The organism is Amycolatopsis sp. Poz14, from assembly GCF_006704225.1.
Lineage (GTDB): Bacteria > Actinomycetota > Actinomycetes > Mycobacteriales > Pseudonocardiaceae > Amycolatopsis > Amycolatopsis nivea.
Map to the genome: position 1 here is coordinate 2,978,152 of NZ_JACLHD010000001.1, position 16,023 is coordinate 2,994,174.

At 70.6% G+C, this 16,023-nt stretch carries 11 protein-coding genes; 7 read left to right on the plus strand and 4 right to left on the minus strand.

Annotated features, from left to right (window positions below):
- Positions 1-130: 130 nt before the first annotated feature.
- Positions 131-1,000: an oxidoreductase gene (locus tag FKO37_RS14505; RefSeq protein ID WP_037817769.1), complete on the minus strand. Its 870-nt coding sequence runs from the start codon at positions 998-1,000 to the stop codon at positions 131-133.
- Between the two features lie 152 nt (positions 1,001-1,152).
- Between FKO37_RS14505 and FKO37_RS14510 the strand changes: the two genes are divergently transcribed.
- From FKO37_RS14510 to FKO37_RS14530, 5 genes are all read left to right on the plus strand, one after another.
- Positions 1,153-2,340, plus strand: coding sequence for an amidohydrolase (locus FKO37_RS14510; RefSeq protein WP_043836441.1), 1,188 nt, complete (start codon positions 1,153-1,155; stop codon positions 2,338-2,340).
- An 87-nt stretch (positions 2,341-2,427) separates the two neighbouring features.
- A complete protein-coding gene (locus tag FKO37_RS14515) occupies positions 2,428-3,783 on the plus strand; it encodes a serine hydrolase (protein ID WP_238604650.1) in 1,356 nt (451 codons plus the stop codon).
- Positions 3,784-3,843: 60 nt separating this feature from the next.
- Positions 3,844-7,572 (plus strand): serine/threonine-protein kinase, encoded by a 3,729-nt coding sequence (locus FKO37_RS14520; RefSeq protein WP_238604651.1) that lies wholly within the window; start codon positions 3,844-3,846, stop codon positions 7,570-7,572.
- Complete coding sequence (locus tag FKO37_RS14525; protein WP_238604652.1) at positions 7,569-8,849, plus strand: hypothetical protein; 1,281 nt, start codon at positions 7,569-7,571, stop codon at positions 8,847-8,849. The genes FKO37_RS14520 and FKO37_RS14525 overlap by 4 nt, the downstream gene beginning before the upstream one ends.
- Entirely contained in the window at positions 8,846-9,820 is a 975-nt protein-coding gene (locus FKO37_RS14530) for an alpha/beta hydrolase (protein WP_238604653.1), read from the plus strand. The genes FKO37_RS14525 and FKO37_RS14530 overlap by 4 nt, the downstream gene beginning before the upstream one ends.
- Before the next feature lie 45 nt (positions 9,821-9,865).
- Here the strand turns inward: FKO37_RS14530 and FKO37_RS14535 are convergent, their stop codons facing one another.
- Positions 9,866-11,302: an aldehyde dehydrogenase gene (locus tag FKO37_RS14535; protein ID WP_238604654.1), complete on the minus strand. Its 1,437-nt coding sequence runs from the start codon at positions 11,300-11,302 to the stop codon at positions 9,866-9,868.
- A gap of 141 nt (positions 11,303-11,443) precedes the next feature.
- Here FKO37_RS14535 and FKO37_RS14540 point away from each other — a divergent pair, with 141 nt between their 5' ends.
- Entirely contained in the window at positions 11,444-12,883 is a 1,440-nt protein-coding gene (locus FKO37_RS14540) for a GMC family oxidoreductase (RefSeq protein ID WP_238604655.1), read from the plus strand.
- 320 nt (positions 12,884-13,203) lie between these two features.
- Here FKO37_RS14540 and FKO37_RS14545 read toward each other — a convergent pair whose 3' ends face one another.
- The gene (locus tag FKO37_RS14545) at positions 13,204-13,512 is read right to left on the minus strand and encodes a hypothetical protein (protein WP_238604656.1); all 309 of its coding nucleotides are present in this window, start codon (positions 13,510-13,512) and stop codon (positions 13,204-13,206) included.
- Positions 13,513-13,881: 369 nt separating this feature from the next.
- Here FKO37_RS14545 and FKO37_RS14550 point away from each other — a divergent pair, with 369 nt between their 5' ends.
- Complete coding sequence (locus FKO37_RS14550; RefSeq protein ID WP_238604657.1) at positions 13,882-14,388, plus strand: hypothetical protein; 507 nt, start codon at positions 13,882-13,884, stop codon at positions 14,386-14,388.
- 24 nt (positions 14,389-14,412) lie between these two features.
- On the opposite strand, the gene FKO37_RS14555 is transcribed toward FKO37_RS14550, so the two are convergent.
- Entirely contained in the window at positions 14,413-16,023 is a 1,611-nt protein-coding gene (locus FKO37_RS14555; protein ID WP_238604658.1) for an amidohydrolase, read from the minus strand.

A 16,023-nucleotide genomic window follows, 5' to 3' on the forward strand; every position in this document is an offset into this window, starting at 1 on the left:
CGTCGGTGAATATTTCGTTCGCGGAGGAGAATTCGCGGTCCGTTCACCGGGAGCTGCGGGGGAGTTTTCCGCCGCGATTCGGGGCGATGATTGTCGACGCGGGTTGACAATCATCACCCCGAATCCGCCGTTATCCGGCGATGGTGTCCAATTCGGCCAAGGCGTCCGCGGGCAGTTCCAGTTCGCCCGCCGCCACGTTCTCGCGCAGGTGCGCGACCGACGACGTGCCGGGGATCAGCAGGATGTTCGGCGACTGGTGCAGCAGCCAGGCCAGCGCGACCGCCTTCGGGCTGGCGCCGAGCCGGGCGGCGACGTCGTCCAGCGTCGAGGACTGCAGCGGGCTGAACCCGCCGAGTGGCCAGAACGGAACGTAGGAAATCCCTTGGGCGGCAAGGGATTCGATCAGCTTCTCGTCCCCGCGGTGCGCCACGTTGTACCAGTTCTGCACGGTGACCACCGGCGCGATCGACTGCGCCTCGGCCACCTGCTCGGCGTCGACCACGCTCACGCCGAGTTCCTTGATCTTGCCTTCCTGGCGCATTTCGGCGAGCGCGCCGAACGGTTCGGCCAGCGAACCCGGCACCGGCGAGTGGCCGTCCGGTCCGCCGCCGACGCGCAGGTTCACCACGTCGAGCGCCTCGACGCCGAGGTTGCGCAGGTTCGACTCGACCTGGTCGCGCAGCTGCGCAGGCGAACGCTCGTGGATCCAGCCGCCCTGGTCGTCGCGCACCGCGCCGACCTTGGTGACGATCTGCAGCCCGTCGTAGGGCGCGAGCGCTTCGCGGAGCAGTTCGTTCGTGACGTGCGGCCCGTAGAAGTCCGCCGTGTCGATGTGGTTCACGCCCAGCTCGACGGCCGTGCGCAGGACCGCGAGCGCCTCGTCGCGGTCGCTCGGCGGCCCGAACACGCCGGGTCCGGCGAGCTGCATCGCGCCGTATCCCAGGCGGGCGACGGTGCGCCCGGCCAACGTGAACGTCCCGCCGGGGAGGTTGTCGGTCAATGTTCCGCCCTTCTTTCCTCGCCGCGCCGGTGCCGTCGCGGCTGCCGTCCATGGTGCGGCCGGTCGCGCGGCGCGGCCAGTACCCCTCGGTCCTGGGAGTGTCAGGGCCAGGCTCACGGGACAGCTGTTCGGTAATTTGGTATACCATTAGCATGGCTTCTCTCACTGTGACCGGCGTGCGCCCGTGGGGCGGCGAGCCGGCCGACCTCGTCCTCGACGGCGACCGCATCTCCGACGTCCGGCCCGCGGGTTCCGCCCCGGTCGAGGGCGAGCGGATCGACGGCGCGGGGCTGCTCGCGCTGCCCGGGTTCGTCAACTCGCACGCCCACGTCGACAAGAGCTGGTGGGGCAAGCCGTGGGTCTCCTACGGCGGCGTCGCGAGCACCGAAGGCCGCATCGCGCACGAGCGGGCCGAACGGGACGCGCTCGGCATCCCGAGCGTCGAAATCGCCGAGACGGTGCTGCGCGAATTCCTGCGGCACGGCACCACCGCGGCGCGCAGCCATGTGGACGTCGACCTGGGGCTCGGCCTGCGCGGGATCGAGATCGTGCAGGAGGCCGCGGAACGGCTGGGCGGCGCGGTGGAGGTCGAGATCGTGGCCTTCCCGCAGGACGGCGTGCTGCGGCGGCCGGGTGTGCTCAAACTGCTCGACGAGGCCGCCGCGGCGGGCGCGGGGCGGATCGGCGGCCTCGACCCGGCGGGCATCGACCGCGACCCGGTCGGCCAGCTCGACGGGCTGTTCGAGATCGCCGAGCGCCGCGGCGTCGGCCTCGACATCCACCTGCACGACGGCGGTGAGCTGGGCGCGTTCCAGTACGAGCTGATCGCGGACCGGACCGTGCGCACCGGGCTGCAGGGCAAGGTCACCGTGTCACACGGCTTCGCGCTCGGCGAGGTTCCCCCGGCGCGGCAGGCGGCGCTGCTCGACCGGATCGCCGAGGCAGGCATCTCGCTGGCGACGGTCGCGCCGGTGCGGGTGGCGCCGCTGCCGTGGGCTGAACTGTCGGCGCGCGAGATCCCGGTCGGCCTCGGCACGGACGGGATCCGCGACCTGTGGTCCCCGTACGGCGACGGCGACATCCTGCAGATCGCGCTCGGTTTCGCTCGCTTGCACGGCTTGCGGAGGGACGAGGATCTGACGGCGGCGGTGGAGCTGGCGACGCGGCGTGCGGCGTCGTTCGTGGGCCGGGAGCGGCATGACCTGGCACCGGGTTGCCGGGCGGATGTGGTGTTGGTGGCGGCGGAGAACGTGCCGGACGCGCTGATGCGGGTGCCGGTGCGGTCGTGGGTGATCGCGGGTGGCCGGGTGGTGGCGCGGGAAGGCGAGGTGCTCGTCTGAGCAGTTAGTCCGATGCTCCAGTCGAGCGCGGATTTTTCCGCATCCTGAGACGAACTTTTGCTCCCGCCGCGGCGATACCTTCCCGGGATGGACAAGCTCGACGCTCTCCGCAGACGGCTGGAGCAGGACCTTCCCGCGCTGCTGGACCACCACCGAGTCCCCGCCGCGGTGATCGCGGTCGCGGTCGGCGAGGAGACCGCCGCCGCGGCCGCCGGGGTGCTGAATCTCGGCATTGGCGTCACCGCCACGGCTGATTCGGTATTCCAAATCGGTTCGATCACCAAGGTGTGGACCGCCACTCTCGTCCTGCAGCTCGTGGACGAGGGCCTGGTCGATCTCGACGCTCCCATCCGGAACTACCTCCCCGGCCTCAAACTGGGCGACGCGGCCATCACCGTGCGCCAGCTGCTCAGCCACACCGCCGGGTTCGAGGGCGATCTCTTCACCGACACCGGTCCCGGCGACGACGCGGTGGAGAAGTTCGTCGAAACCCTCGACGGCGTCGCCCAGCTGTTCCCGCCCGGAGAGTTGTTCTCCTACAACAACGCCGGGTACGTCGTCCTCGGGCGGCTGGTGGAAGTGTTGCGCGGCAAGCATTACGAGGACTGCCTTCGCGAATACCTCGCCGCCCCGCTGAAGCTCCAGCAGTTCTGCCCGAACGCCCTCGACGCGATCCGCTTCCGCGCCGCGATCGGGCATCTCGAACCCGAGCCGGGCGCGGACCTTGTGCCCGCGCCGTTCTGGTCGATGCTGCGGTCCAACGGACCGGCCGGGTCGTCGCTCGCGATGTCCGCGGCGGATTTGCTCGCGTTCGGCCGCATGCACCTCGCGGGCGGCGCGGGGGTGTTGAGCGCGGAGAGCACCGCGGCCATGCTGCAGCGGCAGGTCAGCCTTCCGCCGCTCGGCATCATGGGCGACGCTTGGGGCCTCGGCTGGGAGCTGTTCGACACCCCGACCGGCCAGGTTTACGGCCACGACGGCAACACCGTCGGCCAGGCGGCGTTCCTGCGGCTGGTGCCGGAAAGCGACCTCGTCGTGGCGTTGCTGACCAACGGCGGCGACGCGATGAGCCTGTACGCCGACCTCGTTCCCGCGCTGCTCAAGGAATTCGGCGGCGTCGAGGTGGCGCTGCCGCCCCGTCCGCCCGCCGAACCGGAGCCGTTCGCCGCCGACCGGTATCTCGGCACCTACGCCAGCACGGTCGCCGATCTCGTGGTCTCCCAGGACGACGACGGCCGGGTCTGGCTGGAGCAACGTCCTAAAGGGACAGCCGCGGAACTGAGCGCCGCCAGCAAATCCGAACTGGTCTTTCTCGAGGGCGACACGCTGATCCTTCGCGAGGCGCAGGGCGGAATCTATCTGCCGCTGGTCTTCCTGGGCGACGACGGTTCGGGCCGCGCGCGATACGTCCATTCGGGGAGGGCGACCCGTCGCGCCGGGTGACCGGACGGCTTTGCCCGAACTGAACGATCCGGAGGCCGTTCCCGGGTAAGGTTTTACCTCGTGGCCGCTGATCTGGGGTGGAATACGGGGCAGACGCGCATCCACGCTGCCGACGGCCGCCTCCTCGGCGCCGGCGTGCTGATCGGCGGTCGCTACGTCCTGACCTGCTCCCGGGCGGCCCGCGACGAAACCGTTTTCCGGGTCGAATCGGCGGGTTCCGCGGCGCTGGCCGGGCTGGTCCCGCCGCTCGCGGGCGCGCGCGGCGACCTGGCGCTGCTCGAACTGGACACTCCGGTGATCGGCGGCGCGACCCTCCGGCGGAAGGTCGGATCCGGGCGGGAAGTCCGGATCCACAGCCTTCCGCTCCGCCTCGGCTACGGCATTTGGGTGCGTGCCACCACCGGTGCGGCCGACGGCGAACGGGTGCCGCTCACTCTGCTGGAGGGCGGCGTCGACCCGGACCTGTCCGGCTGTCCGGCGTTCGACCGCACCACCGGGCGGCTGCTCGGCATCGTGGTGGTCGACACCGCGGTGCGGCTGGTTCCGGCGGACACGGTGCTGGCGTACTTCCCGCAGCTGCGCGAATGGGTGACCGACGATTCGGTGCTCGAGGACCGGCTCGACGAACTCCTCGTCCGCACCGGCAGCCGGCCCGCGCCCGGGGACCTCCGGGTCTCGCTGCCGAAAGCGACGCCGCCGGACCCGTTCGACGCCGTGCTGCCCGACGCGGCGCTGCCGGAACGGCACCGGTTCTGCGGGGAATGCGGCAATCCGGTGGGCCGCGGCGAGGCCGGGCGGCCCGGCCGGGTGCGCGGCTACTGCGTGCGCTGCGGCACGCCGTTCACCTTCCTGCCGACGCTGGACCAGGGCACGGTCGTCGCCGGCCGGTACCGGGTGCTCGGCTGCATCGCGCACGGCGGGTTCAGCTGGATCTACCTCGCCCGCGACGAGGCCGAGGGCGGCCGGTTCGTGGTGCTCAAAACCCTGGTCGGCGAACGGGACCGCGGCGGCGCGCTGGCCGCCGCGCAGTCCGCCGTCGTCCCGCAGCTGCTGGAACTGGACCATCCGAACGTCGTCCGCACCCTCGCGCACGTCGAACACCCGGACCCGGAAACCGGCAGGCCCAGCGGGTATCTGGTGATGGAGTACGTGCGCGGCATTTCGCTGCGGTCGGTCCTCCAGCGCGCGAAGCGGCTGCGTCCGGAGCACGTCGCGGCGTACGGGCTGCAGCTGCTCGAGGCGGTCGGGTACCTGCACGCTCGGGGATTGCTGTACGTCGATGTGAAGCCGGACAACGTGTTGCAGGACGGCGATCGGATCACGCTCGTCGACCTCGGCTCTGTGCGGCGGCAGGACGACCGGGACAGCGCGATCGTCGGCACGCCGGGCTACCAGCCGCCGCGGTCCGAGCTGGACCGGGAAGGCATCAGCGTCCGGTCGGATCTCTACTCGGTCGGCCGCACCCTCGAGGAACTGCTGCGGGAGTGTTCCGGGTCGTACGGCGGTCTTGGCCGGGAAATGCTTCAGGTGCTGATCGACCGGGCCACCGCACGTTACGAGGACCGGTTCGTCACCGCCTACGACATGGCCGAACAACTGCGCGGGGTGCTGCGGCAGCTGCTCAGCCAGCGCACGCGCGTGCCGCGTCCGGTCGTGTCGCGGGTGTTCGCCGAACCTCGCGAGCTCGCCGCGGCGGGGCTCGGGGTTCCGGAGTGGGAAGCCTGGGGGCCGGAACCGCCGTTGCGCGCCGACGATCGCCTTCGGGACGACGACGTCCGGGCTGCCTTGCCCATGGCTCTCTTCACCGCATCCGAGGAAGTCTCGGCGGCCTGGCGCAGCGCTGCGATCCTGCTGGACGCGGGCTCGCTGGACGACGCCGAGAACCAGTACCGGGAGTGCGCGCGGCTGGTGCCGGGCGAGCTGGCACCGTTGCTGGCGCTGGGTTTCTGCGCCGAACTGCGAGGGTTGGCGGCGGCCGCGGCGCGCTACTACGAAGCGGTGTGGGTGTGCGACCGGTCCATGGTCGCGGCGGCGTTCGGGCTTGCCCGGATCCGGCTCGGGCAGGGTGATCGGGTCGGTGCCGCCGCGGTTCTGGACGAAGTACCCGCGGCGTCGGGCTTGACGGCTCGGATCGGCGCGGTGCGGGCGCTCGCCGCGCTCGTGCCAGGTGAGACGGAACTGCCGAGCCTCGACGAAGCCGCTGCCGCGTGGGTTCGACTCGGCGAGCTGAACCTGGACGAGGACGCGCAGAGCCGGCTCACCGCGGTGGTCGGGGAAACGCTGCTGCGGCTGGCCGCCGAGAATCCCGCAGCTGCCACCCGGTTTCCTGACTTGCGCCAGGTGAAGCACGACCTCGCGCAGGTCTATTGGGAGCAGGCGAACCGGGCGTGGCCAGCGCTGCGGGACCATGCGGGGCGGGTGCGCGGCCTCGAGGTGCCGCGACCGGTCTCGGCCGCACAGCCGAAAGTCGTGGTGCACTACCCCCGTTACCTGCCGTCGCGCACCTCCAGCACGACCGTGAAGGTGACGGTCACGGCTGGCTCCGGCGGCGGTCCGATGCGGCTGTTCGTGCGGGAATCGCCGGGGTGCGTGGTGTACCGGGTCAGCCAGCTGGCTCCGCGAGAGTTGCATAAACCCCTGCCGCAGCGGCGAATCAGCGAGGAAGGCCTCGATCTCGGGCAGTGGACGCCAGGGGAAACCAGGGAGTACGCGCTGAGCTTGCTCGTGCCGTCGGGGTTGGCGATCGAGCGGGACCATCAGCTGGTCGCGATGTGGGCGCAGCAGGGCTCGGTGCAGTCGGAGGCGGAGACCGTTTCCGTGCGGCTGACCGATGATCCGGCGCATCTGGCCCAGGCACCGGTCGGTCCGCACCTGGGCCTGGGGGCTGCCGTGGATGCCGCGCTTTCCGCGTACCGCAACGGAAACCTGAGTGCCACGCTGGACGCGCTGGGTTCGGCGGTGGCGTTGGCGACCGCGCAGGGCAACGAGGCGGTGCTGGGCCGGTTGCGGTTGCTGGTGGACGTCGTCGACGCGGAGAGCGGGCTGGTCATCCTGCACGGACCGCTGGCTGGGGAAGAGTTTCTTTCGGAGCGGATTTCGGTGACGTTGCCGCCGCCGGTCACTGCTGATGCCGCGAAGCCCGTTGAGGACATCCAGCTCGAAGGGCCGCAAGCACAGGTTTACGGCACGGTGCTCAGCGCGCGGGTCGACTCGCGCCGGATTGATTCGCGCCGGGTCGATTCCCGGCGCGTCGACTCGCGTCGGGTGGATTCCCGGCGCGTGGATTCCCGCCGGGCGGATTCGCGGCCCGCTACCTGGCGCACCGGCCGGACCGGGTATCCGGTGCCGGGCGAGGTTTCGGGGCTGCCGCCGTTCTCCTCCCGGCGGGTGCTCTGGGCGGGCAGACGGCCGCCGGACGCGACACCGCCGGACGACGGCCCGCCGCCGGGACCGGGCCTGCTGGAGGCGACCGTCGAATGCCGGTCTGACGATCCGGTGGTCGTCGGGCGGGCGGTGCGGGTCGCGGTTTCGGTGCGGCGCAAGGAACCCGCGAGCGCGCCGGCCGGCGTCGTGCGCGTCCGGGTGCTGCTCGACGCCGCGCCCGGGGCGGCCCAGCCGATGTCGCGGGTCGGCTGGATCACCGGCGACCGGCTGCGCGAGCCGGCGGAGTTCGACGTCGTCCCGGTCGCGCCGGGGCCGCTGCGGCTGGTGTTCCGGATCTACCGTGAGCACGACGCCCAGCTGCTCCTGGAAATCGCGGCCGCGCTGCCGGTGGAGGTGCCGTCATGACCCGCCAGCTGAGCGCCGAGGTGACCGTCGACAACACCGCCGGGCTGAGCCGCGTCGCGGTGCCGCCGTACAACCGGGCGCGGACGGTCAACCTGCGGTTCCTCGAGTTCCCCGGGGTGCCGGGGCTTCTCGTGCAAGCGTGGGGCAGCGCGTTCCCGGAGGACGGCGGCGGCGGGTACCAGGGCCGGATCGCGCACAGCCTCGGCGAGCTGAACTCCCGGATCGACATCCTCCGCGAAACCTGGCAGCGGCACGTCGTGGACGTCGCCGAACGGACCGAGCGCGGGCCGCGCCGCCACCCGTTCGCCGACGACTGGGACCTGTCGCAGCGACCGGAACTGTTGCGCCGCGCCGGTTTCGCCCTCGCGGACGCCGGCTATCTGATGTACCGGCTGCTGTTCGCCGGTCCGGATCGCGGGCTGCAGCGGATCCGGGCGCTGCTCGAACTGGCGCTCGCGGAGGGCGAGAACGTGATCAGCATCGAATCGGACAGCCTGATCGTGCCGTGGGGCATGCTGTACACCTCGCCGCGGCGGCCGGACGAGTACCCGGACGACGAGAACTGGTCGCTCGCCGGGTTCTGGGGCTACCGGCACGTCGTGGAGCACACCTTCTCCCGGGTCGACGACTTCGACGCGCGGATCACCGTGGACGGCGGCAAACCGGTCGTGGGGCTCAACGTCGACCACGGCGTGGACCGGCAATTCCCGGAGACGCCCTACATCGCGCCGGTGGTCGACTTCTTCCACGGCCGGGCCGAAGTCGTGCTGCGACCGGACAAGAAAACGCTTGCCGTGCATTTCCGCAGCCGCGATTTCGCCGACCACGTCACGTATTTCGGCTGCCACGGCAAGGTAAGCGGATCCGGCGGCCTGATCGAACAGCCGTATCTGAAACTCGGCGACGGCGAACGGATCTACGGCACCGATCTGACCGCGTGGCTGGAGGAAGCGCCGCTGCCGACGAAGCCGTTCGTGTACGTCGGGGCGTGCCAGGGCGGACAGGTGACGTCGGCGTTCTACTCGGCCTTCGGCAAAGCGTTGCTGGGCAACGGCGGACGCTGTCTGATCGGCCCGCAGATCGACCTGCCGCCCGCGTTCGCGTGCGAGTATTCGCGGCGGTTGTTCACCGAATTCATCGATACGGGCGCGAAACTGGGGGACATCGTGCGCTCGCTGGCGCGCGCGTTCGCCGACGAACACCACAATCCGCTCGGGCTGATGTTTTCGCTGTACCGCGGGATCGACGTGCATCTGTGGCAGGAAGGGCGACCGTGACCGAACCGGTGATCCTTGACCTCGACGAGCACGGCGATTTCGTGGATCCGGAAACCGGCGAGCCGGTGCCCGCCGAGGCGGTGCCGCGTTTTCTGGCCCGGTGGCTGGAGGTTCCGGCGACGGCGACCGACATCGTCGTGTTCGTGCACGGCTGGCAGAACAACCGGGAGACGGCGGACCGGCGGGCGCGGCAGTTCTTCGGGCTGCTGGAGGAACGGCACGCGGCTGGGTCTTACGAAGGACTCGGTGTGTGGCAAGGGTTTTACGTCATGGTGCGGTGGCCGTCGATGAGCAACCCGTTCCTGACCGGGTACCGGCGGATCCGCGACCGGGCGCATGCGATGACCACCGACGGGCGGGCCGCGGAGGCGCTCGGCCAATTGCTCGGATATCTGAACGCGGAACGTCAATTGCCGGGCAGCGCGCCGAGTTTGCGGACCGTCACCGGACAGTACCTGCATTGTGTCGGCCATTCCTTCGGCGGCCGATTCGTCGTGGAAGCGGTGCAGGCGGCGGCGGGCGACGGTCCGCCGGTTCTCGGGTGGGATCGGGCTGACCCGCGTTATCCGTACACTGTGGACACTCTGCTGGTGTTCCAGATGGCGGCGCGGCCGGACATCTTCACGAACCGGTTCGCTCCGGTGCTGCGTGCCGCGCCGATCAACGGGCCGGTCGTGCTGACCAGGTCCCGGTTTGACCGGGCGACCGGGTTGTGGCACCGGTTGGCAGAGGGCGTGCGCGGGATCGGGAACGTCGGGGTGGAAGCTCCGGCCGACGAGGTCGCGAACACGGTGCTGCACAAGGTATCGGCGGAGTATTCACGGTCCGAATTGGACCGGCGGATCGTCAACGTCGAGTCGGGGTGGCGGTTCCGGCGCGGGCGGTGGTGGAATCCAGCCGGGGCGCATTCGGACATCTGGTACCCGGAGTCGGCGCATTTGCTGCTGTCGCTGGCCGAACTGGCCCGCTGAACGAGGCTCGACGGTCCCAGGCGGACCGCCGAGCCCCGAAAGCGTTCAGTAGCCGTAGTGCAGCCAAACGGCCTTGGTCTCGGTGTACGCGTCCAGCGCCCACGGACCCATCTCGCGGCCCCAGCCCGACGCTTTGTATCCACCCCACGGGGCGGCCATGTCCGGGATCGGCGGCATGTTCACGAACACCGCGCCCGCGCGAATGCCGTCCGCATAGCGTTGCGCGGTACGGATGTCGCGGGTCCACACGGTCGCGGCGAGGCCGTACTGCGTGTCGTTCGCGCGCGCGACCAGTTCGTCCGGGTCGTCGTACGGCGTCACCGCCAGCACCGGGCCGAAGATCTCCTCGCGCATGATCGTCATGGTGTCGGTGACGCCCGCGAAGAGCGTCGGCTGGTAGAAGTAGCCGTCGCGGTCGACTTCCGAGCCGCCGGTGATCAGGTCCGCGCCTTCGGAACGGCCGGTCGCCACCAGGTTCGCGACGTGCCTGCGGTGCTTGTCCGACACGAGCGGCCCGACCTGGGTCGTCTCCTCCAAACCGGGGCCGACCTGCAGGCCCGCCAGCCCGGCGGCCATTTTCTCCACGAACTCCTGCTCGCGCTTGCGGTCGACGTAGAACCGCGTGTACGCCGCGCAGACCTGCCCGGTGTTCAGCGTCGCGCCGGCGAGGTTGCCCGCGACGGCGGCGTCCAGGTCGGCGTCGGCGGCGATGATGCTCGGGGCCTTGCCGCCGAGTTCGAGGGTGAGCCGCTTGAGGTTGGACTCCGCGCTCGCCGCGGTGATCAGCTTCCCGACCGCGGTGGAACCGGTGTAGGAAACGTGGTCGACGTCGTGGTGTGAACTCAGCAGCGCGCCCACCGGGCCGTCGCCGGTGACCAGGTTGACGACGCCCGCTGGGATACCAGCCTGCTCGGCCAGCTGTACCAGCCGGATGCTGGTGAGCGGCGTGACCTCGCTCGGCTTGATCACCACGGTGTTGCCGGTGGCGAGCGCGGGCGCGAGCTTCCACACGAGGATCATCAGCGGGAAGTTCCACGGCGTGATCAGCGCGTTCACGCCGACCGGCTCGCGGCGCGTGTAGTGCAGGGTGTCCGGGAACGAAACCGGGTTCGTGGTGCCCTGGATTTTCGTCACCCAGCCGGCGAAGTACCGCAGGTGCTCGGCCGCGCCGGTGACGCTCACCTGGCGCGAGATGCCGATCGGCTGGCCCTGGTCGCGGGTTTCCAGCGCGGCGAGTTCCTCGTGGTGCTCGTCGACGAGGTCGGCGAGGCGGAACAGCAGTTTCGCGCGCTGCACCGGCGCCAGCCCGGCCCACTCCGGCGAGGTCAGCGCGCGGCGCGCGGCGGCGACCGCGGCGTCGACGTCGGCCCGCGTCGCCGTCCCGACGTCTTCGAGAACCGTGCCGGTGGCCGGATCGCGGGTCGGGATGGGCTCCCCGCCGGCCTCGGTCCACTGACCGTCGATGAACAGGCGTGTCGCCATGGTGCTCCCTAGTCCCGGTCTTCTGGTCGCTCCCGAGTATCGGCGCGCGGCGGGCGGGCGGTCTTGTCCGCGAGGGCACGCCCGTTGTCGGCGAGTGAAGACAATTCCGGGCGCGGCCGGGGGACCGGCCAGGATCAGGACATGGACGTGATCGTGGTGGGTGCGGGTTCGGCGGGCTCGGTGGTGTGCCGGCGGCTGGTCGATGCGGGCGCGAAGGTGACGCTGCTGGAGGCGGGCGGACCGGACACGAACGCGGCGATCCACGACCCGTCGCGCGCGGCGGAACTGTGGCACGCCGCCGAGGACTGGGACTACTACACGGTGCCGCAGCCGCACGCCGGGAACCGCAGGTTGCACCTGCCGCGCGGCAAGGTGCTCGGCGGCTCGCATTCGCTGAACGCGATGATCTGGGTCCGCGGCGCGGCGGCGGACTACGACGGCTGGGCGCTGCCCGGCTGGACCTGGGACGACGTGCGCCCGGTGTACGAGCGGATCGAACGTGACCTGCTCGACCTCGAACAGCATGATCCGCTGCAGCCGATTCAGCAGTCCATTGTGGACGCGGCGCAGGAGATCGGCCTGCCGTTCAACGACAATTACAACGGCGGCACCCTCGACGGCGTCTCCGTGCAGCAAGTCACCATGTCCGGCGGACGGCGGCGCAACACCTGGCTCTGCTACGCCGAACCGGTCGCCAGCCAGATGACCGTCCACACTGGCGCGCTGGTGCATCGCGTGCTTTTCGAGGGCGATCGCTGCATCGGCGTGCTGGCGGAGGTCGATGGCAAACTGGAGTCGCTGTTCGCCGACCAGGTCGTGCTCGCCGCCGGCGCCCTCGCGTCCCCGGCGATCCTGCTGCGCAGCGGAATCGGCCCGGCTGACGACGTCGCCGCGCTGGGCTTGGACGTCGTCGCGGATCTGCCAGGGGTCGGCGAAAACCTGCACGACCACCTGCTGTCGCCGGTCATCTTCGCCACCGACCGGCGCGCGGTCGCGCCGCCGCAGACCGGGCTTTCGGTGACGCAGACGCATCTGTTCTGGCGCAGCCGCCCGGGCCTGGCGGTGCCGGACACGCAGCCGATCCACTTCAGCGTGCCGATGTACGAACCGTGGATGACCGGACCGGCGACCGGGTTCTCGCTGATGGCGGGCATGATCACGCCGCAAAGCCGGGGAACGCTGCGGCTGCGCAGCACGGATCCGGCCGAGATGCCGCTGATCGACCTGGCCGCGCTGGCACACCCGGCGGACTTCGAAAGCCTGGTCGCGTCGGTGGAACAGTGCCGGTTGATCGGAGGCGCCCCGGCACTGGCCGAGGAATGGGGCGCGCGGGAGCTGTACCCGGGACCGGCGGATATCCGGGAGTACGTCCGGCGAACGGCGATCACGTATCACCACCAGGTGGGCACGTGCCGGATGGGAACCGACGAGCTGGCGGTGACTGATCCGGCGCTGGCGGTGCGCGGAGTGTCCGGACTGAGGGTCGCGGACGCTTCGGTGCTGCCGCGGGTGATCAGCGGGAACACGAACGCGCCTGCGGTGCTGATGGGGGAGCGGGTGGCGGAGTTTCTGCTGGCGTAAATCGCGCGCGGGCGTCAGTAGGCTTGTCGGGTGGATGATCTTCTCGCCGCCGACTATTCGAAGCTCGACGTTTTGGCTGCCGGCCCGTCTTCGGAACGGGCCGCGTTGGCTGTGCGCGCGGGCGAGCTGTACCCGGCGGCGAACGACGACCAGCGGCGGCACCTCCATTACCTGCTGTACCTGCTCGGGACGGACAGCGATCCGGTCTTGCTCGATCTGCTGACCCGGCTCCGCACGGCCAGGCTGCTCGAGGAGGTGGTGCGGCGAGGCCTGCCGGTGCCCGAACCCGTGCTGGATCAGCTGATCAAGGAACTGGGATATCAGCCGCCGGTCATCGACGCGGCGGGGTTGTCCGGCGCCCGGCGGCGGGCGAAAGCGCTCGGTACGCTGCTGAAGGACGACGATCTGTGCGGCCGGGCGGCGCTCGCACTTGCCCGGATCGGTGCGCGCGAATGGACGGTGCCGATCGCCCGGCGGCTTTTCGCGTCCGCCGGGCTCATGCACACCTTCTTGGCGGTCGCGCTGGAGGAAATGGGCGACCCGGCCGCCGTCCCGGTGCTGCTCGACTGGCTGGCGAACGGCCCGGAGCAGCCTGCCTGGGACGTCCACCGGGCGCTGGTCCGGCTCACCGGACGGTCTCCGTTGCTGCCCGCGCCCGACGATATCCGCCGGGTTTGGGCCGCGCTCGACCGCACCGCCGGGCCAGTCCCCCAGGTGCGAGACGTGGTCCCCGATTCTCCTTCCGCACTGCGGTTTTCCGTCGACGAAGGCCGGGCCCGGGTGCGCGTCAGTTCGACGCGCCGTCGCCGGGACCGACGTGGCCGCGCTGCGATCAGACGCTGTACATCGGGGATCGGGCGCGTTTTGGCGTCGGCTCCGGGTGCGAGACCTGCGAAACCACGCTGCACCTGCTCGGCTTCGGTCCCGCCGAAGCGCTGGCCGGCGCCGACCAGGTACGGGAAGTCCTCGCTGGGCTGCGGGAACTCACCACCGCGACCGTGCGCGCGCTGGAACCGCTGCTGCAGGAGCTGGAGACTGGGCACTACCGGATGCTCTTGGCCGATCTGCCGCTGGAACGAGTGCGGACGGCGGAGCAGTCGTGGTGGTGGCTGCGCAGAACCGAGACGCGCAGTGCGTGGGAGGGGGACCCCGACTGGCCGGGCATCGAGCATTTCCAAGTCCCGCGGGCGATTCCCGGCGAGATGCCGGCGTACGGCAGCGTGGTTCCGTCGCAACCGCTGGACGCGCTGGACCCGGTGACAGTCGGCCGGTACGCCGAAGCCATCGCCCGCGGCGAGCGTCCGGCGGCGTTGCTGCTGGTCTGGGCGGAGGACAGGTACATCAGCGCCGAGTGGCCGGAACGGTTCGTGCTGGGCGTCGTCCTTGACGGACACCACCGGCTGGCCGCCTACGCCGCGGCAGGCGTACCCGCGCGCCTGGTACTGCTGGTGCAAGGGGAGAGCGGCGAGACGGTGGAGGACTTTGTGCGTGGTTGTCCCGGTTAGGACCGGGACAACCACGCACGAGCCCTAGTCCCGCGCGTAAACCCGCTTCCCCCCGAACCACGTCTCCCGCACCGTGATCCCGGCCAGTTCGTTTGCCGGGGTCTTGAACGGATCCTGGTCCAGCACCACGAAATCCGCCGACTTCCCCGGCGTCAGCGACCCCGTCACGTCGTCCAGTCCGCACGCGCGGGCTGAGTTCAGCGTGAACACCTGGATCGCCTCGGCCAGTGTGATCGCCTGCTCCGGCCACAGGCTCCCCGGGTGTTTGCCGTACGGGTCCTGCCGCGTGATCAGGCCCTCGATGCCTTCCCAGGCGTTCGGGGATTCGCTCACCGGCCAGTCCGAACCTCCGGCGACGAGTGCGCCGGTGTCCAGCAGTGTCCGGTTCGGCTGCATGCGCGCCGCGCGTTCGGCGGGGATCACCTGGGCGATGGCGTCCGGGATCACGCCGGGCACCCAGAGGAACGGCGAGATGTCCGCCGACACGTTGAGCGTCGCGAACCGCTCCAGGTCGTCCGGGTGGATGAATTGTCCGTGCGCCACTTGGATTTTCGTCGTGTAGTCGCCGCGGGCGCGGAGGTTTCCGGCAGCGTCCAAAGTGGCCCGGACGGCAGCGTCGCCGGCGCAGTGGATCTTCGCCGACAGCCCGGCCGAGACGGCGACATCCAGCCATTTCGCGAGTTCCTCCGGCGGCATCGTGGTGTCGCCGCAGAAGCACTCGTGGTGCAGGTACGGCTCGAGGAACGCCGCGGTGTGCGCGGGCGGGGTGCCGTCGAGGAAGATCTTCACGAAGTCCGGCCGGTGGTGCTCGCTGCGGTACGCCGCGGCCCGGTCGAGCAGTGGTTCGCCGATCGGGTCCGCGCCGAAGATCGGGTCGTTGACCAGCATCGACGACACCACCCACGCGGCCAGTTCGCCCGCGTCGTCCAGCGTCTTCAGCGCGGCGAGGATGTCGAGGGTGGCCCCGGCGTCCTGGAACGCGGTGATGCCGTAAGAGTGCAGGATCGCGATCGCCCGTCGCGACGCTTCGGCGTGTTGTTCGGCGGTGAGCGTGCGCGTGTCCCGCATCGCCCGCTCCACCGCCAAGCCCGCGGTCTCGATCAGCAGACCGGTCGGCGCGCCGCTGTCGAGGTCGCGGTGGATCGTCCCGCCGGTCGGGTCAGGTGTGGCCGCGGTGATCCCGGCCAGTTCGAGCGCCCGGCTGCTCGCCCACCGGTTGTGCCTGCTGTCCTCGATCAGCACCACCGGACGGCCGCCCGCCGCCTCGTCCAGTGCCCGCCGCACGGACTCGTGGCCGAGTTCGGGGGCCAAAGTGGACGGCCAGGCGCCGCCGACGACCCATTCGTCCGGACCGAGCCCGGCCGACCATTCCCTGACTGCGGCGAGGATTTCGTCCAGGCCCGCGCCGCTTTCCAGGCGCAGCTCGAACACTTCCCGGCCGGCGAGGGCGTGGTGGCTGTGCACGTCCACGAAACCTGGCAGCACGAACGCGCCGCCGAGATCGACGACCTCGGTGTCCGGACCGGCCTCGGCGGTGCTCACCCGGCCGTTCTCCACCGCGAGCGAGGCCGCCCACGGCCGATCTTCGTCCACTGTGTACACAGTGGCGTTGGTGAGGAGCAGTTCAGGCGCCAC

What these genes read in the sequence shown, in the direction of transcription:
- FKO37_RS14510 (WP_043836441.1), top strand. Translation starts at nt 1,153, where the DNA reads ATGGCTTCTCTCACTGTGACCGGCGTGCGCCCGTGGGGCGGCGAGCCG.
- FKO37_RS14515 (WP_238604650.1), top strand. Translation starts at nt 2,428, where the DNA reads ATGGACAAGCTCGACGCTCTCCGCAGACGGCTGGAGCAGGACCTTCCC.
- FKO37_RS14525 (WP_238604652.1), top strand. Translation starts at nt 7,569, where the DNA reads ATGACCCGCCAGCTGAGCGCCGAGGTGACCGTCGACAACACCGCCGGG.
- FKO37_RS14535 (WP_238604654.1), bottom strand. Translation starts at nt 11,302, where the DNA reads ATGGCGACACGCCTGTTCATCGACGGTCAGTGGACCGAGGCCGGCGGG.
- FKO37_RS14540 (WP_238604655.1), top strand. Translation starts at nt 11,444, where the DNA reads ATGGACGTGATCGTGGTGGGTGCGGGTTCGGCGGGCTCGGTGGTGTGC.